This is a genomic window from Stenotrophomonas sp. YJH_SMC_123 (genome assembly GCF_059368215.1).
In genome coordinates this window covers 486,410-505,052 of sequence record NZ_JCAFRM010000002.1, presented here as the reverse complement: position 1 = coordinate 505,052, position 18,643 = coordinate 486,410, and the positions used below count along the sequence as shown (strand labels likewise).

Sequence of the window (18,643 nt, the reverse complement as noted above, 5' to 3'; positions counted from 1 at the left end):
CATGGCGTTCCGCGCGGTAGCCGCTTGCGAGGAACGCAACAATGAAGCGAATGCTGATCAACGCCACGCAGGCTGAAGAGCTGCGTGTTGCCATCGTGGATGGCCAGTCGTTGTATGACATCGACATCGAACAGCCGTCGAAGGAACAGAAGAAGTCCAACATCTACAAGGGCCGGATCTTCCGCATCGAGCCCTCGCTGGAAGCCGCCTTCGTCGAGTACGGCGGTGGCCGCCATGGCTTCCTGCCGCTGAAGGAAATCTCCCGCGACTACTTCCAGGCCGGTGTCGACCACAACAAGGCCGGCATCCGCGAGCTGCTGAAGGAAGGACAGGAGATCGTCGTCCAGGTCGACAAGGAAGAGCGTGGCAACAAGGGCGCCGCCCTGACCACGTTCATCTCGCTGGCCGGCCGCTACATGGTGCTGATGCCGAACTCGCCCAGCGCCGGCGGCGTTTCCCGTCGCATCGAGGGCGAAGACCGGGCCGCGCTGAAGGACGCCCTGGACAAGCTGAACATTCCCGACGACATGGGCGTGATCATCCGTACCGCCGGCGTCGGCCGCGATGCGGAAGAGCTGCAGTGGGACCTGGACTACCTGCTCAATGTCTGGCGCGCCATCGCCGAAGCCGCACTGAGCAAGCCGGCTCCGTTCCTGATCTACCAGGAATCGCGCCTGATCGTGCGCGCCCTGCGTGACTACCTGCGCGCCGACATCGGCGAGATCCTGGTGGACACCGAGGAGATGTACGAGCACGCCCGCGAGTTCATGCAGCAGGTGATGCCGCAGACCCTGCGCAAGCTCAAGCATTACAAGGACGACATCCCGCTGTTCAACCGCTTCCAGATCGAGTCGCAGATCGAGGGCGCCTACGAGCGCAACGTGCGCCTGCCGTCGGGCGGCTCGATCGTGGTCGACCAGACCGAAGCGCTGACCGCGGTCGACGTCAATTCCTCGCGCGCCACCAAGGGCAGCGACATCGAGGACACCGCGTTCCAGACCAACCTGGAAGCGGCCGAGGAAGTGGCCCGCCAGCTGCGCCTGCGCGACCTGGGCGGCCTGGTGGTGATCGACTTCATCGACATGGCCTCCAACAAGCACCAGCGCGAGGTCGAGAACCGCCTGGCCAACGCGCTGAAGTACGACCGTGCGCGCGTCCAGGTTGGCCGCATCTCGCGCTTCGGCCTGCTGGAAATGAGCCGCCAGCGCCTGCGCCCGAGCCTGGGTGAATCCAGCCAGATCGTCTGCCCGCGTTGCGACGGCCACGGCCGCATGCGCAGCGTCGAGTCGCTGTCGCTGTCGATCATCCGCGTTGCCGAAGAGCATGCGATGAAGGAAAACACCGGGCAGGTGCTGGTCCAGGCGCCGGTGGAGATCGCCAATTACCTGCTGAACGAAAAGCGCAGTGCCCTGCGCGAGATCGAGCAGCGCCACGAGGCGCCGATCGTGATCGTCGCCGACGAGCAGCTGCACACCCCGCACTACACCGTCACCCGCCTGCGCGAGAACGAGCTGGGTGAAGAGAGCAACAAGCCCAGTTACCAGCGCGGCACCCCGCGCAAGCTGCCGGTGCATGCCCTGACCAAGGGCCAGCTGAACATCCCGCCGCCGGCGGTGACCCAGGTCAAGCACACCTCCCCCGCCCCGGTGCGCGAGGAAGTGGAGCCGGCCGCAGCGGCACCGGCCCCGGTCGTGGCAGCGCCGGTTGCAGCGGCCCCGAGCGGCGGCGTGATCGGTTGGCTCAAGCGCGTGTTCGGTGGCGAACCGGCGCCGGCACCGGCACCGGCGGCTCCTGTTGCCCGCCAGCAGCAGGACGGCGGCCGCAAGGACCGCAACAAGGATCGCAACAAGGACCGCAAGGATCGCCGCGACGACAACCGTGGCAACGGCAACGCTCAGCAGCAGAAGGATGGCGGCAACCGCAAGGAGCGCGGTGAGCAGCGCAAGGACGGCCGCAACGGCAACAACGGCAATGCCCAGCAGCAGCCGCAGCAGGGCAGGCAGAAGGAGCCTCAGCAGAAGGACGGCCAGCAGCCGCATCAGCAGAACAAGCCGCGCAACGAGCAGCAGGGCCAGAACCAGAACCAGCAGCAGCCGAAGCTGAAGCAGCCCAAGCAGCCGCGCCAGCCGCAGGACGGTGACAAGCCGGCCGAGAAGCCGCAGCGCAGCACCGCCGAGGCACCGGCCGAGGCCGTGACCGCGGCTGCCGCCGTGGCCGCCACGGCGGTCGCCGCCAATGGGGTGACCGCTCAGGAAGCCACTGCGCCGGTGGCGCCGGTTGCGCCGGCCGCCTCCGCTCCGGCGGAAGCCACTGCACCGGCCGACACCACTGCCAACGCCGGCAACGGGGCCGAGGCGATTGCCGTGACCGGTGAAGAGGCTGCTGTCGACGCCAACGGCGAGCAGGCCGGTGAAGGCGCGACCCGCCGCCGCCGTGGCCGTCGTGGTGGCCGTCGCCGCCGTCGTGGTGGCGCCGAGAACGCTGCCGGCGGCGATGGCCTGGGCGATGATCAGGACGACGCGGACGACAGTGATGACACCGATGCCGCTGATGTCGCCGAGCAGAGCAACGACAGCGTCGCCGGGACCACTCCGGTCGCCGCTGCGCAGCCGGCCCGTTCGCAACCGGAATTCGATTTCGATGACGAAGTCGAACCGACCGCTGCCGAATCCGGAAAGCCGGTCCGTGCCGCCGCCGCTGTTGTCGCCGCGCCGGTCGCGGTGGTGAGCAGCGCCGTGGTCGATGCCGCTGCACCGGTGGTGGCCGAGGTACAGGCCCCGATCAATACCGTGGCCAAGGCCGAACCGGCATCTTCGCCGGTGCAGACCAGCATGCTCGATGCCATCGACGCGGCGACCCCGGCCCAGCCGCTGGTGGCTGCAGCACCGGCGGTCGAAGCCAAGCCGGTCGTGGTTGAGGCTGCCCCGGCCGTTGAAGCCACTCCGGTGGTCGAAGTGAAGCCGGTCGTGGTCGAGGCTGCTCCGGTCGTGGAATCGAAGCCGGAGGTTGTTGCAGCGTCCCCGGTGGCTGAAGCCGAGCCGCTGGCCGTTGAGGCCGCCCCGGTGGTGGAGGCCGCTCCCGCGGTTGAAGCCAAGCCGGTTGTCGAGACCGCACCGGTCGCCGAACAGCCAGTCGCTCCGGTGGCAGTTGAAGCCGCACCGGTGGAAGCTGCGGCCCCGGTCGCCGATGCGGTGGTGACGCCGTCGATCGATCCGGTCGCCGATGGTCACACCGATGCCGCCGCCCAGGCGGCCGAAGCCAAGGCCGACGAAGAAGACGAAGACGCCGCCAAGCGCACACCGCCGGCGAACTGATCGCGATCTGGTCGCGTGAAAAGGAACGGCGGGGATCGATGATCCCCGCCGTTTCTGTTTGTGCGCCGGGCGCGTGCAGCGCTCTGGTAGAGGCCAACCTTGGTTGGCGCCGTTGTTCGAGCGAACGCGGACACGTCCGTGCCAACCAAGGTTGGCACCTACCAGGACATCAGCGCGTCGGCGCGAACTGCAACCGGGTCCACACGCCGTAGTGGTCCGAGGCCCAGCGACCGCTGTCATCGGGCTGGTCGAACAGGAGCTTCGCTTCGCGCGCGACCATCCGGTCCTGCTGGAAGAAGATGTGGTCGATACGCGAAGGTGCCTGGTAATAGTGCCGGTTCAAGGTGCTGACCCCGGCCAGGTCGGTGTTGACGTGCACGCTGCCATAGCTGTCGCCGTAATGGCTGCGCAGCTCGCTCAGGTCACCTGCGTCCACCAGCGCATTGAAGTCGCCCGCGATCACCACCGGCGCGCCGGCCGAGGTAGCGGTGATGAAGCGCAGCAGGTCCTCGACCTGGGTACGGCGGATGCGCTGACCACTCTCGTCGTTGCGCTCGTTGAGATGCGTGGCGTAGACGTTCACCGGCGTGCCGTCGACGTCGATGCGCAGGTGGGCCACCGTGCGGTAGTCGTCCAATGGCAGCAGCAGATGGTCCCCCTGGGCGAGGATCGGCCGCCGGGTCAGCAACGCATTGCCGTAACGCTTCGGCGCACCCACCGGATCGGTGGACACGAATACGTACTTGTAGCCGAGTTGGCTGGCCAGCCACTGCGCCTGGTTGCGCACGTTGCGGCGCTGGATCACCTCCTGCAGCGCGATGGCATCGGGCTGCAGGCGCTTGAGTTCGGCCAGGATGGTACGGCGGCGGCTTGGCCAGTCTTCGCGGTCATGATGGAGGTTGAAGGTGACCATGCTCATGCCTGGCGCGCTGGCGATGTCCACCGCTGGCGATGCGACCTGCGGCACCGCCGCCAGCGTCAGCCCTGGCAATGCCAATGCAATGGCCAGCCCCAGGGCGCGCACCGTCGCACGCGCTCCCTCCCCTTGTTGCTTCATCGTTACTGCCCCTTGCGCTCGGCGCGGCGCACCGCGCCCGGTACATCGATCTCGACCCGTGCCGGCAGCTGGTGCACGTGCAGTTCCTTGTTGATCCATTCGGCCGCTTCGCCGTTGATGGTCGCCTCGCCCGGATCACCGGCGTACGGCCACGGCAACACCACGCCACCGACCGGTGGCACCAGGCCCGGCTGCACCTCCAGCACCAGCTGCTTGTCGCTGCGCTGCAGGCGGTAATTGAGCTGGCCCTGCGGCGTGCGAAGGCCCTGCACGGCGATGCCCTCGCCCTGCAGCCAGGCCGTCGGGATGCCGGCGGCCAACACCAGCGCATCGTCCATGTCACGACTGTAGGCGAACATGTCCAGGGCCGAGCGCACGAAGTCCGAGGCGACCCAGGCATGCGGCAGGTCACCGACGAAGAACGGCTTGCGCGGCGTGCGCGAGACCACTTCGGCCCACTGGTTCCAGGCCTGCGGCGCACGGTCCTTGAAGAAGAACTCGGTCGCCTGCCAGGCGCGATCGCGCCAGCCCAGGCGAACGAAGGCGGCCACGTTGCGCCACTCGTACGGCGTGTAGTCCTTCCACTCGCGCTTGCCATCGCGGCGGGCCACGAATTCCTTCCAGTAGCGCTCGAAGGTCGCCTCCAACGCCTGCTGCGGCAGCCGGCCCTGCTCGCCGCCCGGCGCCAGCGCGATGGTGGTCGAGGTCGCGTCGAAATCGCCCAGCTCGGCCGAGCCCGGCAGGTAGTCGATGTTGTGCTGCTGCATCGCCGACAGCAGTGACGCCTGCAGGTCATCACGGAACTGGTCACGCGACTCGGCGATCTGCATCGCTTCGACCTTGCCCAGCTGGGCCGCCAGCGATGCTGCGTCCTTGTAGCCGCGCAACGCCCAGAAATTATCCCAGTACGAATGCATCGGCTTGGCCGAATAGCCTTCGTGGCTGATCGAGGCCGGCATCATCCCGTAGAACGCCGGATTGCGCGCACGGTTCTCTTCGGTACGCTCGCTGGCACGCAGCTGCTCCATGTAGCTGTAGGCGCCCTGCACGTGCGGCCACATCAGCTCGGCGAAGGTGCTGTCGCCGGTATAGCGCCCATATTCGGCGATGCTGTAGATCAGCTCACCGTGGCTGTCGTTCTCCGGTACCGGGTCGCTGCCGCGCGCATCGACACAGCACGGCACCTTGCCGTTCTCGAACTGGTAAGGCGCATACCAGTTGATGTAGTCACGCACGGCATCGCTGCGCCCCATGCGCAGCAGGCCTTCGGAAATCATCGCGCCGTCGCGGATCCAGCTGCGCGCGTACGAGCGCGTGCCCGGCTGCAGGCGCGGGCCGACCCGGGAGATCAGCATGTGCGCCACGGCGGTGCGCAGGGTGTCGACCAGGGCCTGGCCTGCCGCCGGCACCTGCAGCGAGACCACGCCCAGCGCGTGCCGCCACTGTTCGGCCACCTGCGCCTGCGCCTTGGCCACGTCCAGCGCCTGCGGCGCCCAGCTCCCGGTCTGCGGCAGCACCACTGCCACTTCGCGGCTCTGCCCGGGTTCCAGCTTGATCGTATACAGCAGCGCACCGGACGCCATGCCGGTACTGTCCTTCACTGCCGTAGTGGCCGGATACTTTCCGGACGCAAGATGCATCGCATCGAGCTTGCCATCGAACGTGCTGGCGAAACGGGCATCGGGCACCTGCAGTGGATAGATGCGCGGCTCGCCGTTGATGCGTACCAGCTGTTCGCCCACGTCCAGCGCATCGATGCGGCTGAAGCCGCCGACGGTGTTGAGGAGCTGGGTCGGCGGGTTGACCTGCCAGGGGCGGATCGCCAGCGCCAGGGTGTACTCGTGCGCCACCTTGTCCGGATTGCTCAGCCGATAGCGGCCGATCAACTGCGCGCGCTCCGGCGTGCCCTGCACGAAGCTGGTCACCGCCAGGCCGGCCTTCTCGTGCACCCAGTCGACGTTGGCGATCGGAAGATAGTGGTCCTGCAGCGACTGGGTAGTGGCCACCTTCGACCAGTCCAGCAGCTTGCCGTCGAGGCGGATGAACGGCTCGATGCTGAAGCTGCCCTTGGCCGGCTCCAGCGCACCGTCCTCGCTGATCAGCGCCTGTTCCTGGCCGCCATCGAGGCCGAGCAGGGTCCAGTACGGCTGTTCGCCCACATACGCACGCGGCAGCGAACCGCGCGGCAGGTCGGCCGCCACCGAGGACAGGAAGGCGTTCGGCGTGGCGGCGAACGCCAGCGGCTTGAGCGTGATGTCACGGATGCCATAGCGCCAGTTCGGGCCATCGAGCAGATCGAAACGCACGTAGCGTGCGTCGGTGTCCGGCAGCGCCAGCCAGTCGCGGCCACCCGCACCGCCGGTCACCTCGCGCACAGTGCGCCAGTCCCGGCCATCTTCGGACGTCCGCACGGTGTAACGATTGGCTTCCAGGTTCGGCAGCCAGTCGATCACCGCACCGCCGATCTCGCGGCTCTTGTGCAGGTCCAGGCTGATGGTCTGCTGCTTGACCCCGCCGCTGATCCAGAACGTATCGCCCTTGCCATCGATCATGCGGTCCTGCAGCGCGGTGGCGGTATCGGCGATGACCGATGGCACCAGTGCCGAATCATCCTGCGGTGGCAGGCCCTGCAGGGTCAGCTTGTCGAAGCACACCGTGCCGCGGCCACCGACCTTGCTGTAGATCGTGAACTCGACCGCGGCGCTGCGCGCCATCTCCTTCTCGGGCGACGGCCCCCACGCCTTGTCGATCTGGCGACGCCGGTATTCGACCGGTGTCCACGCCTTGGGGAAGCTGTAGCCCGGGCGGTTGACCCACCAGACGTTGTCGCCGCTGGCATCGATCAGCTTGAACTGCAGGTCGTTGGCCGGCGAATCACCACGCAGCTGGAAGCCGAAACGGTAGTTGACCGGGTAGTCGATGTTCAGCGCGCGGCGGATGCCGACGTAGCCGGAGACCTTGTGGAAATCATAGTCCAGGCACAGGGCACGGCCGCCGCCGGCGCCGCTGACCGGCCGCAGCGAACCACTGACCTGGTCGGACAGCACCAGTTTCCAGGCGCCCATATCGTCGAAGTCGTCCAGCACCTTCGGCGCCGGCAGTGCCGGTGGTGCGGCGATCGCCAGGGAGGTCCACAACAGTCCCAGTCCAACGGCGATCGCTCGCTTCATCCCTTGACGCTCCCCAGCAACAGACCTTGGATGTAGTACCGCTGCAGCACCAGGAACAGCGCCAGCACCGGAACCACGGTGACCACCGCGCCAGCCATCATCATTTCCACGTCCATGATGTGTTCGCGCGAGAGGGTGGCCAGCGCCACCGGCAAAGTGTAGTGCTCCTGGTCGGTCAACACGATCAACGGCCACATGAAATCGTTCCATGCGCCCATGAAGGTGAAGATCGCCAGGGTCACCAGCACCGGCTTGAGCATCGGCAGCACGATCTGGAAGAAGATGCGCAGCTCCCCTGCCCCGTCGATGCGCGCCGCTTCCAGCAGTTCGTCCGGGATCGAACGTGCGTACTGGCGTACCAGGAAGATGCCGAACACGCTGGCCAGCGCCGGCACGATCACGCCGCCGAAGCTGTTGACCAGCCCCAGCTGCTTCATCAGCAGGAACAGCGGCAGCATCGCCACCTGCGCTGGAATCACCAGCGCCGCCATCAGTACCTGGAACAGGCGCTCGCGGCCGACGAAGTTGAGCTTGGCGAAGGCGTAACCGGCCATGGTGTTGAGCAGCAGCGAGCCGATCGTGATGCCCAGCGACACCAGCAGGCTGTTGGCGAAGTTGCCGCCCATGCCGGTGCGCGCGAACAGTTCATGGTAGTTGTACGTGGTGATGCTCGAAGGCAGCAGCGGCGGCGGGAAATGGCTGGCCTCGCCCTGCGGCATGAACGAGACCGAGACCATCCACAGCAGCGGTGCCAGGCTGACCAGGGCCAGCACCAGCAACGCACCATTGATCATCCACGGGTACCAGCGCGACTGGCCGATTTCACGACTCATACCAACTGCCTCTTGCGGCCGAAACGCAGCATCACGGTGGTCACCGCCAGGATGATCAGGAACAGCAGGAACGCCACGGCGGAGGCGCGTCCCAGGTTCCACCACTTGAAGCCTTCCTCGAACATGAAATACAGCACGCTGACGGTGCTCTGCAGTGGGTCGCCGCGGGTCATCACGTAGGGTTCGGCGAACAGCTGGAAGTAGCCGGACACGGTAATCACCCCGACCACCAGCAGCACCGGGCCGAGCATCGGCAGGGTGATGTGCAGGAACTGCTTCCAGCGCGAGGCACCATCGATGCGCGCCGCTTCGTACAGGTCATGCGGGATCGCCTGCAGGCCGGCCAGGAAGATCACCATGTTGTAGCCGAAGTTCTTCCACACCGCGAACAGCATGATGGTCGGCATCGCCCAGTTGGGATCACCCAGCCAGTCGATCGGGCTGATGCCCAGATGGCCCAGGCCGTAGTTCACCAGGCCATAGCTGGTATGGAACAGGTAGCGCCAGATCACCGCCACCGCCACCAGCGTGGTCACCACCGGCGCGAACAGGGCCGTGCGGAACAGGGCCTTGAAGCGCGCGGCCGGTGCATTGAGCAGCATCGCCGCGCCCAGCGACACGCCGATCGACAACGGCACGCCGATCAGCACGAAGTAGGTGGTGTTCCACAGCGACTTCCAGAACATCGGCGTCTGCAGCAGGTCGATGTAGTTGCCCAGGCCGACGAAGCGCAGGTTGCTGCTATCGGCCAGTGCATAGAGGTCGAAGTCGGTCACGCTCAGTGCAAGCGCCGAGGCGACCGGCAGGCCGAAGAACACGCCCAGCACGATCAGCGAGGGGCCGGCGAAGATCCAGCCGGCCAGCGAAGTACGTTTCATTGCGCGCTCCCGGCGGCCACGGCGCTGCTCGATTGCGGCGACGGGGCGCGCTCCTGCAGGCGTTGTTGTTCATGCATCCAGCGGCGCTTGGCCAGCACCTTGTCCACGCGCTGGTCCAGCTCTTCCACGGCCTTGTCCTGCGGCAGGCCACCGCGCACCACCTTCTCGGTGACGATGCGCATTTCCTGCACGATGCGCTCCCATTCGAGCACCTTCGGCGTCGGCCTGACCCGCTCCAGCTGATCGCGGAACGCGGCCGCCAGCGGGTCATTGGCCAGCGACGGCGTGTTCCACGCACTGCGGCGCGGCGGCAGGTCGCCAATGATCGAATGGAAGCGTGCCTGGATTTCCGGCCGCGACAGGAATTCGATCAGCTTCCAGGACGCCTCCTTCTGCTGCGACTTGCGGAAGATCACCAGGCTGGTACCACCAGCGATGCCCGCGCCCGGACCGTCCGGCCCCGGCAGCGCGGCGGTGCCCCACTGCCCTTCCAGTTCCTTCGGCTGCAGCTTCTTGAACTCGCGGATGTTCCAGGGGCCGGAGATGTAGAACACGTTGAAGCCGCGGAAGAATTCGTCCCAGACATTGGAGATCTGCGTCTCGGACATCTTCGGCGCCCAGCCCTGCTCGAACATGTTGGCGTAGAAGCCCAGCGTGCGGCGGAACCCCGGGCTGGAGAAATTGCCCCGGGTGTCGTCGTCACGCAGCAGCGGGTCGGGCTGCTGCAAGGCCAGCGACAGCTGCTGCTCGAACTCGTTGATCGGCATCAGCACCGCGTAGCGGCTCGGGCCCTGCATGCGCTTGATCGCCGCCATCTGCTCTTCCCATTCCTGCCACGTACGCGGCGGGTGGTCGTAGCCGGCCTTGGCCAGCAGGTCCTTGCGGTAGTAGATCAGGCGCGTATCGACGTACCACGGCACGCCGACCAGCCCGCCGTGGATCACGTTGGTATCCCAGATGCCCTGAAAGTAGTCCTTCGGGTCGACCACGGTGGAGCGCTGCACGAACGGCTGCAGCGGGGTCAGCGCGTCGAGTTCGGCGAACTCCGGCACCCAGGTGTTGCCAAGCTGGCACACGTCCGGCAGGCCGTCGGCGGCGAACGCGGTCAGCAGCTTCTCATGCGCGGCGGTCCACGGGATGTTCTGCACATCCACCTTGATGCCGGGGTTTTCGGCCTCGAATTCGTGGATCAGCTCGCTGACCACCTCGGCTTCGCGGCCCATCGCCCAGAAGCGCACGGTGGTGGTGCCCGGTTCGGTACGGGCGCAGCCGGCCACGGCCAACGCGGCCAGGGCAGGCAGCGCCCAGCGGCGCAGGCGGTCGATCCAGTTCGGCATCGGGCTACTTGCCCTGGCCTGTGGTGCGGTTGGCATTGTTCTTCTGTTCCTGCGCGGCAGCCGCGCGTGATTCGGCGATACCCACCGCGCGTGCTGCCGCGGCCTTTTCGTCTTTCTGCAGTTCCAGCGGCTGGAACGACCCTTCCGGCGCCAGCCAGCCACCGCTGAACCCGGCCCGCTCCAGGCCCTTGCGGATGTACGGGTTCTTCTTCATCACTTCCCAGACGAAGTCATCGCGGTAGTTGGCGATCATGGTCAGGATCGGGCCCTGGTCGATGGCGATGTAGTCGCTGGCGACCCAGCCGCGATCGGGAACCAGACGACCGGTCTTGATCGGGATGTCGTAGTTGAAGCTGGGGTTGAACGAATCCAGGAAGCCGTAGCTGGAATAGATGTAGTCGCCAAAGCGCTTGTGCATCTCCAGCGTGGCCGGGATCACCTGCTCGGGGGCGAACACCACCGAGGCGATCGCAGCGGTCGGGGCGATGGTGCCGTCATCAAAGTTCTCGCGCAGGCCGGCGCCGCGCGAGGAGTAGTGGCGGAACTGGCGCTGCTCGCCGCGGTACTCCTGCGTGGTGTTCTGCGGACCATCGCTGGCGGTCAGGCCCCACACGTTCTCGCCATACTCCTTCCACTGCATCGGGTTGGCGATGGCATATTCGCGCTGGGCCAGCGCGGCCGACCGGCTGTTGAGGAAATAGGTGCTGCCGCGCTCGCGCATGTAAGCGTCCTGGATGTCGCGGAAGTCGATCCAGACGTGGCTGTACTGGTGGCCGAACAGCGGGCCGAAGGACAGGTATTCCTGGCCCTGGTAGACGCCCCAGTCGTTGTCGTAGGTACGCGTCCACACCGTCCACGCGTCCGGGCTGACCGGGTGCGTCGGCGAGCCCAGGGCGAGGATGTACACCATCATCGCCTCGTTGTAGCCCATCCAGTCGTGGTCGATGAAACCGCTCTCCGGGAACCAGCCCATCGAGATCAGCGGTGCACGCTGCTGCAGCCACGGCCAGTCGACCTTCTTGTACAACGTATCGGCGATCTGGCGGATTTCCTTCTCGCGCGGATCATCACCGTCGTAGTACGACTGCGCGAACAGCACGCCCATCATCAGCAGCGCGGTATCCACCGATGACAGCTCGACCCAGCTGTCGTAGCGACGGCCTTCCTGCATGTCCAGGAAGTGGTAGTAGAAGCCCTTGTAACCGGCCTTGCCGGTGCGCTGCGGGCCCATCGGCACGTCGCGGAAGAACTTCAGCGTGGTCAGCGTGCGGTCGATCGCCTGGTTGCGGCTGACCCAGCCGTTCTCGATGCCGATCGGATAGGCGGTCAGCGCGAAGCCGACCGAGGCGATGCTGGCGAACGGCCGCGACGGGTAGCGGTCCGGGGTCAGCCCGTTGACCTCGTTGGTGGTATCCCAGAAGAACTGGAAGGTGCGGCGCTCGATGTCATCGAACAGCGGCGGCAGCTCAGGCTTCATGGGCCGAGGCGGTGCATCGGCCTCGATCAGGATCACCGGCGGGCGCGGTTTGGCAGGTTCCTGCTGGGCCGGCTGGCAGGCGGCCACGGCCAGGCTCAGCGCTGCGGCGGACAACAGATGGCGTGCCTGCATGGCGCGGTTCCTCCGGTGGTCTGATCGATGGGAAAGCATACCGTCCAATGATCTGAAATCGTTTACAAGGTGTGTGCTTAAAAAACCACGAAAAACGTGGCCTGACACCGCGATCATTGCCCACGCCGCTGCCCCCTGGCCGGCAGCGGCGTGGGCAATGGACCGGCACGGGGCCGGCCATTGCCGTTTTCACCGATGCCGCCAGCGAGCCGGCGGCATCGGGTCATGCATCACCGCCCGGGCTTAGAAGCGGAAGCCCACTTCGGCCTTGACCTGGCGCGGCGTACCGACGATGTCGCCGGTCTCGTTGTAGCTCACCAGCAGCTTGCCGTCGCTCTTCACGTAGTTCAGGTTGGAGAAGTTGTCGAAGTTGAGCACGTTGATGATGTCGATACGCGCATACAACTCGGTATCGCCGGCCAGCTTGAAGGTCTTGGTCGCCTGCAGGTCAAGCGACCGGTAGCCGAAGATCTTGCCGCCGAGCAGGAAGCGGCCGTTGCCCCCCGGGTAGCCGGCGGCCGGGGTCGGCAGGCAGTTCGGGTTGCCGGCCTGTGCCACGCAGGACCAGTCGTTGCCCGCCACCGGGGTGGCCAAGGTCAGCTTGCCACCGAAGGTGATGCCCCAGAAGCCATCGTAGGAGCCCGTGACCACCAGACGGTGGCGCGGCGCGCCGTTGGACTTGATGTATGGGTATTCGCCGATGGTGCCGCGATCGAACGAGTAGTGCTCGTCGATGTTGCGGTTGTGGCGCGCAGTGGTCCAGGTATAGGCGATCGAGGTACCCCAGCCACTTTCCTTGGTGTACGGCTTCTGCGCCGACAGGAGGATCTGGGTAGCGCGGGTCTTGATGCCCTGCTGGCCAATGATCAGGCTGCCGAAGCCGGGGATGTTGCAACCCCACGGTTGGCCGTAGGTTGGCTTTTCGGCACCACACAGCATCTGGTTGTCGAAGAAGTTGCCGTTGCGGAAGCGATTGCCCAAGGTGTAGGCGAAGCCATCATAGGTCAGCGTGCGCGAGATGGTGGCGTCGGTCAGCCACTCCCCGATCTGGTTGCTCATGCCCAGGCTGAACTGGTCCGCGTAGGGCACCTTCAAGTTGTTGTTGAGCAGGTCCACTTCCAGGCCTTCGTTGCTGGTACTGCCCAGCAGGGCCTGCACGTTGCCGATGCCATTGAGCAGGTTCGGGTTCCAATCGAAGCACGGGTTCTGCCCGTACAGGCAGGCTCCGCTGCGCGGGTCGCGGAAGTACACGGTCGGCTGCGGCAGGGCCAGCTTGGTGGTTTCCAACGCCAGGTAGTCGAAAAGATCACGGTCGTAGGAACGACCGGCGCCACCATGGATCACATGCTGCTCGTCGGCATTGATGTCATACGAGAAGCCCAGCCGCGGCTGCCAGGCATCCTTGAATGCCTTGCGGTTGTGGCCGTTGCTGATGTAGTCGTTGATGTTCAGGCCGCTCAACGCGAGCGTCTGCGCGTAGCTCTGCCCGGCCGGGCCATGCGGATCCTGCGCATTGAGCGCGCTGACCACTTCCGGCGGGGTCACGAAGTCCAGGTAGGTCGGGTTCTTCTCGTAGTCCCAACGCAGGCCAAGGTTCAACTGCAGGTGGTCGTTGACCTGCCAATCGTCCTGAATGAACAAGCCAATCTGCGTGGTCTTCGAGCGTACTTCCGGCAACACGCCACTGACACCAGTAATCGGCTTGGTGAACTGCGCCTTGTACGGCGTATCAATGCCAAATTCCGGGTTGCCCACGGTGTAGTAGAACTGCGGGTTGATCTGCTGCGCGTCGGAGGCGTACAGATTGATCTTCTTGTACTTGGCGCCCATCTTGATGGTGTGGTCGCCAGCCCACTCCAAGCCGTCCAGGGTCAGGTTGTCTTCGATCGACCAGCCCTTCTGGCCCTTCACCTGCGAGGCGAAGGCGCTGGCACCACCGATTTCCACAATGGTGCGTTCCTGCGGGGTGTTGCCGTCAATGTCACGGCCGTCCGCCGCGGTGTACACGTAGCCGTTGCCCAGGGTCAGCGGCAGCGGGTTGTTGAACGACTTCTCGTGGGTGACCATCAGCTCGTTGTAGAAGCGCTCACCGCTGTGATTCCAGCGCAGCGCGAAACGACGGTCTGTGTTGTCAGTGACCTTGCCATGCTCCTTGGAGGTCTGGTCACTGAACTGCTGCTGATTCTCGTCACGATCCTGGACTGTGAACTCGATGCGGTCGTTGTCGGTCGGCTCGACGTCGATCTTGGCGAAGATCAGGTCCTGCTTGAACGGCTGGCTGGCCGGGCCCAGGCCGGCGGCGGCCGCCGCCGGCAGCTGCGATGCAGCACTGGTGACCGCGCCATTCGGGGCGATGGTCACTGGCAGATCGAAACGCTTGGCTTCGTAGGTCACGAAGAAGTGGGCCTTGTCCTTGATGATCGGACCGCCCAGCGCGAAGCCGTATTCCTTCTCCGCCGATTCTTCCTTGCTCTTTCCCGGCTGGCGTTCGGCCGGGGTCATCGCACGCATACTGTCGTTGGTGTAACGATAGAAGGTCTCGCCCTTGAACTCGTTTGTACCCGACTTGGTCGCAGCGGTGATCGCGGCGCTGGACACCTGGCCGTACTCGGCCTTGTAGTTGCCGCTGATGACCTTGTATTCACCGATGGCGAGCTGCGGGAACGGGTTGCCTGCGCTGCCGGACTGGCCGGCCACGCCGCCGCCCTTGACGTAGCTCTTCTGGCCCACACCGTCAATGTACACGTTGGTGCCGTCGGCGTTGGTCGCACCGCCGCGCAGCGAGGTGTTGCCCTTGGCGTCACGGGTGAAGATCATGCCCGGCACCGCGTCGGCGAACTCCAGGAAGTTGCGCGACACCTGCGGGGTGGTCTGGATCTGCTGCAGGCTGACGGTCTTGCCGACTTCGGAGGTGCGCACTTCCTGCAGCAGGGTCGGCGCGACGACGTTGACGGTGTCCAGGTTGGTGGCCGCGGTCGAACCGGGGGTGCTGCTGGCGGCACCGGCAAAGTTCAGCGTCGCGGTCGAGGCCACGGTGACGGTGACCTTCTGGGTCTGGCCGTTGGCGACCACGTCATAGGTACCCGGGTCCAGGCCCATCAGCGAGTAGCTGCCGTCGGCGCGGATGGTGCCACGGCGGACGGTACCGGTAGCCACGTTGGTGGCGGTCACTTCGGTACCTGCCTGGGCGCCGGCAACCTGGCCGCGCAGGCTGGCGTTGGCCGACTGCGCCATGACGTTGGGGGCGGCGGCCAGCATCAGGCAGCTGACCAGTGCGGTGCTCAGCAGCCGGCGCGCCGGCATGCGGAAGGTGGTATGCATCATCAACTCAATCTCCGGGTGGCGGTAACCGCTTGCGCGGTCCCTGCGATCAGTCAAAAAAAGAAGGAACGCCTCTGGCTTCAATGGCCGGATGGCGGAGTGGTGGAATCGCGAACTATCAAGCGGGGAACCAGGGTCTGCTTGTCCCCTGTCCCATCCGTGGAGGTGCCGTCCATCAACTGCATCAGACGCGTCATGGCCCGGTCGCCGAGCTCGGCGATGCTGACCTGCATGGTGGTCAGCGACGGGTGGACGAAACGCGCCAGTGGAATGTCATCGAAACCTGCCAGGGCAACATCGGCCGGCACACGGACACCAGCCTGCGTGAACGCATACAGGCAGCCCAGGGCCATCATGTCGTTGGCGGCGAACACGGCATCGGGCAGCGCTCCGGCTGCCAGCAACTCCTGACCGGCGCGATGGCCGGAAGCTTCGTCGAAATCACCGGGCAGCTCGATGCCTTCGGCGCCACTGCCAAACGCCACCAGCGCGTCACGGAAGCCGCGCAGGCGCTCGCGCGCGTCGAAGTTGAGGTCCGGGCCAGAAATGAAGGCAATGCGGCGGTGGCCGGCGTCCAGCAGGTGGCGGGTCATCGCCATCGCACCGGCGTGGTCGTCGATGCTGAGCACCGGATGGTCCTGCCCGGGCAGATAGGTGTTGATCAACACCGTCGGCAGCGACTGCGGCAGGTTGTCGGTCAGGAAGCCCGGGCTCTCGGCATAGGGCGAGAGCACCAGCAGGCCGTCGACGCGGCCGCGCATGGCACGCAGGGCGGCGCCCTGCTGTTCCTGGTCGCCATGGTAGCTGGACACCAGCAGGTGCTGGCGGCGGTTGCGGGCCACGCCGTCGATGCCGCGCATCAGTTCGGAGAAGAATTCGCCGTACAGGTCAGGCAGCACCACGCCCACCGTATTGGTGCGGCGGCTGCTCAGGCTGCGGGCGGCGGCATGCGGGGTGTAACGCAGCCGTGCGGCCACCTCCAGCACAAGCTGGCGGACCGGTTCGGCGACATTTTCATGCCCGTTGAGCGCGCGGGAAACCGTGGCCACGGAGACCCGGGCTTCGCGTGCGACGTCTTTGATTGTGATAGCTGCCTTGTTCACGAAGCCGCCCTCCACGGCTTGGACCTACCAGCATTGGCGCGGAATGTAAGCGTTTCCATCTGGGCTTGTAAACAGTCCGTTAGGCGAATGTCCCGAAATGGACATGAAAACCTGTCCGTGGCCAGGCCCTTGCGGACCCGCCAGGACAGTGCGGGACAAGGGCTCAGCCCTGTTCTGACGGGGTATGTGCGCGGATGGACAGCGCGTGGATATCGGTGTCCATCATCGACCCCAGCGCGGCATAGACCGCGCGATGCCGGGCCAACGGAGCCAGTCCGGCGAAGCGTTCACTCACCACATGAACGTTGAAATGGCCGCGCCCGTCGCGCGCGCCGGCATGGCCGGCATGGCGATGGCTGTCATCCTCGATCTCGAGCACGCTGGGTGCCAGCGCCTGCTGCAGCGCATCACGGATCCGCTCGATCCGTTCCGCGTTCACGGCAGGACCTTGCGGAACGGGCGTACATGCACGCGGGTGTAGACGCCGGCAGCCACGTACGGGTCGGCATCGGCCCAGGCCTGGGCCTGCGGCAACGACTCGAACTGCGCGATCACCACCGAGCCGCTGAAACCGGCCGGGCCCGGGTCTTCACTGTCCACCGCCGGGCACGGGCCGGCCAGCAGCAGGCGTCCCTCGTCGCGCAGCGCGTGCAGCCGCGCCAGGTGTTCCGGCCGCGCCTGCAGCCGCTGCGCCAGCACATCCTGGCCGTCATACCCTTCGATCACATACCACACCGGCATTTCCTCGCTTGCGTTGTCGGGTCCGCAGATTCTAGCCAATGCAGCCCCCGCCCCGGTCCGGCTGGACACTGGCGCGGCAAAGGCTTACCCTAGACTCCATTGCACGTGGCTGGATGCAGCGGCCCGTCGGTTTTTGCGGCCAACGCAGCCCCCGACGACCGTCCCGCTGCTTCAAACCGGACCACCCGGCCGGGCCACGTAGACGACCTCCCCGTAGTTCTGTCGCTGCCGTTTACCGCGGCGCGTCCCGCTGTTTGATATGTGTGGAATCGCGCCGATCCCGGCGTGTCTGGCGCCTTGGGGCTCCGTGGCGTTGGCCCGGCGAACCCGGTGCCGCGACTGGTCCGTTGCAATCCTGATCTCCATTAGATGACTTCCGAACTCGCGCTCGACGCGAACCCGCCAACCCGGCCGCCCGCCCCCCAGCAGCAGGAAATGCCGCTGGCCGTGGTGCATGGGCAACCGGTCCTGCAGATTCCGCAGGACCTGTACATCCCGCCGGACGCGCTGGAAGTCATCCTGGATGCCTTTGAAGGCCCGCTGGACCTGCTGCTGTACCTGATCCGCCGCCAGAACCTGGATGTACTGGACATTCCCGTTGCCGAGATCACCCGGCAGTACGTGGAGTACATCACCGTGATGCGCGAGCTGCGCTTCGAGCTGGCGGCCGAATACCTGGTGATGGCCGCGATCCTGGCCGAGGTGAAGTCGCGGATGCTGCTGCCGCGCCCGGTCAGCGAGGAAGGCGATGAAGCCGACCCGCGCGCCGAACTGGTGCGCCGGCTGCAGGAGTACGAACGCTTCAAGCAGGCCGCCGAGAACATCGACGCCCTGCCCCGCCAGGACCGCGATACCACCGTGGCACATGCCTTCATGCCCGAACGTGCCACGGTGAAGCTGCCGCCGCCGGTGGACCTGAAGGAAATGCTGCTGGCCCTGCACGACGTGCTCAAGCGTGCCGAGCTGTTCAGCGGCCACGCCATCAAGCGTGAGGCACTGAGCGTGCGGCAACGCATGGGCGAAGTGCTGGGACGCCTGGAAGATGGCAAGTTCTATCGTTTTGAAGGGCTGTTCACCGCCGAAGAAGGCAAGCTGGGCGTGCTGGTCACGTTCCTGGCGGTGCTGGAGCTGGCCAAGGAACAGCTGCTGGACATCGTCCAGGAAGAACCGCTGGCGCCGATCTACGTGAAGTCGCTGGCGGCCGGCAACACCAATGCCCCGCTGCAGTTCAGCAGCGAGTTCGACGACAACGACGACGACGCCAATGCAGACGAGTGAGC

At 65.9% G+C, this 18,643-nt stretch carries 12 protein-coding genes; 2 read left to right on the top strand and 10 right to left on the bottom strand.

Going from position 1 to position 18,643, the window contains the following annotated elements; all coding sequences use genetic code 11:
* The first annotated feature begins 41 nt into the window (after nucleotides 1-41).
* The gene (gene rne, locus AC5P5W_RS07325) at nucleotides 42-3,314 is read left to right on the top strand and encodes a ribonuclease E (protein WP_197574614.1); all 3,273 of its coding nucleotides are present in this window, start codon (nucleotides 42-44) and stop codon (nucleotides 3,312-3,314) included.
* A gap of 169 nt (nucleotides 3,315-3,483) precedes the next feature.
* On the opposite strand, the gene AC5P5W_RS07320 is transcribed toward rne, so the two are convergent.
* The 10 genes from AC5P5W_RS07320 to AC5P5W_RS07275 all read right to left on the bottom strand — a co-directional run bounded on the left by AC5P5W_RS07320 (nucleotide 3,484) and on the right by AC5P5W_RS07275 (nucleotide 17,357).
* A complete protein-coding gene (locus tag AC5P5W_RS07320; protein ID WP_032960121.1) occupies nucleotides 3,484-4,371 on the bottom strand; it encodes an endonuclease/exonuclease/phosphatase family protein in 888 nt (295 codons plus the stop codon).
* 2 nt (nucleotides 4,372-4,373) lie between these two features.
* A complete protein-coding gene (locus tag AC5P5W_RS07315) occupies nucleotides 4,374-7,541 on the bottom strand; it encodes a discoidin domain-containing protein (RefSeq protein ID WP_495221000.1) in 3,168 nt (1,055 codons plus the stop codon).
* The gene (locus tag AC5P5W_RS07310) at nucleotides 7,538-8,374 is read right to left on the bottom strand and encodes an ABC transporter permease subunit (RefSeq protein ID WP_197574611.1); all 837 of its coding nucleotides are present in this window, start codon (nucleotides 8,372-8,374) and stop codon (nucleotides 7,538-7,540) included. Before AC5P5W_RS07310 ends, AC5P5W_RS07315 begins: the two co-directional genes overlap by 4 nt.
* Entirely contained in the window at nucleotides 8,371-9,252 is an 882-nt protein-coding gene (locus AC5P5W_RS07305) for a carbohydrate ABC transporter permease (RefSeq protein WP_005410323.1), read from the bottom strand. The genes AC5P5W_RS07310 and AC5P5W_RS07305 overlap by 4 nt, the downstream gene beginning before the upstream one ends.
* Complete coding sequence (locus AC5P5W_RS07300) at nucleotides 9,249-10,589, bottom strand: sugar ABC transporter substrate-binding protein (protein WP_014647749.1); 1,341 nt, start codon at nucleotides 10,587-10,589, stop codon at nucleotides 9,249-9,251. Before AC5P5W_RS07300 ends, AC5P5W_RS07305 begins: the two co-directional genes overlap by 4 nt.
* 4 nt (nucleotides 10,590-10,593) lie before the next feature.
* Entirely contained in the window at nucleotides 10,594-12,198 is a 1,605-nt protein-coding gene (locus AC5P5W_RS07295; protein WP_014647750.1) for a glucoamylase family protein, read from the bottom strand.
* Nucleotides 12,199-12,441: 243 nt separating this feature from the next.
* Nucleotides 12,442-15,522: a TonB-dependent receptor gene (locus AC5P5W_RS07290; RefSeq protein ID WP_495220999.1), complete on the bottom strand. Its 3,081-nt coding sequence runs from the start codon at nucleotides 15,520-15,522 to the stop codon at nucleotides 12,442-12,444.
* Nucleotides 15,523-15,599: 77 nt separating this feature from the next.
* Nucleotides 15,600-16,637 (bottom strand): LacI family DNA-binding transcriptional regulator, encoded by a 1,038-nt coding sequence (locus tag AC5P5W_RS07285; protein ID WP_014647752.1) that lies wholly within the window; start codon nucleotides 16,635-16,637, stop codon nucleotides 15,600-15,602.
* Between the two features lie 148 nt (nucleotides 16,638-16,785).
* On the bottom strand, nucleotides 16,786-17,061 hold the full coding sequence (locus AC5P5W_RS07280) for a BolA family protein (protein ID WP_014647753.1): 276 nt from the start codon (nucleotides 17,059-17,061) through the stop codon (nucleotides 16,786-16,788).
* Nucleotides 17,058-17,357 (bottom strand): YciI family protein, encoded by a 300-nt coding sequence (locus AC5P5W_RS07275; RefSeq protein WP_197574617.1) that lies wholly within the window; start codon nucleotides 17,355-17,357, stop codon nucleotides 17,058-17,060. The genes AC5P5W_RS07280 and AC5P5W_RS07275 overlap by 4 nt, the downstream gene beginning before the upstream one ends.
* A gap of 375 nt (nucleotides 17,358-17,732) precedes the next feature.
* Between AC5P5W_RS07275 and AC5P5W_RS07270 the strand changes: the two genes are divergently transcribed.
* Entirely contained in the window at nucleotides 17,733-18,641 is a 909-nt protein-coding gene (locus tag AC5P5W_RS07270) for a segregation and condensation protein A (protein ID WP_014647754.1), read from the top strand.
* The last annotated feature ends 2 nt before the right edge of the window (nucleotides 18,642-18,643 follow it).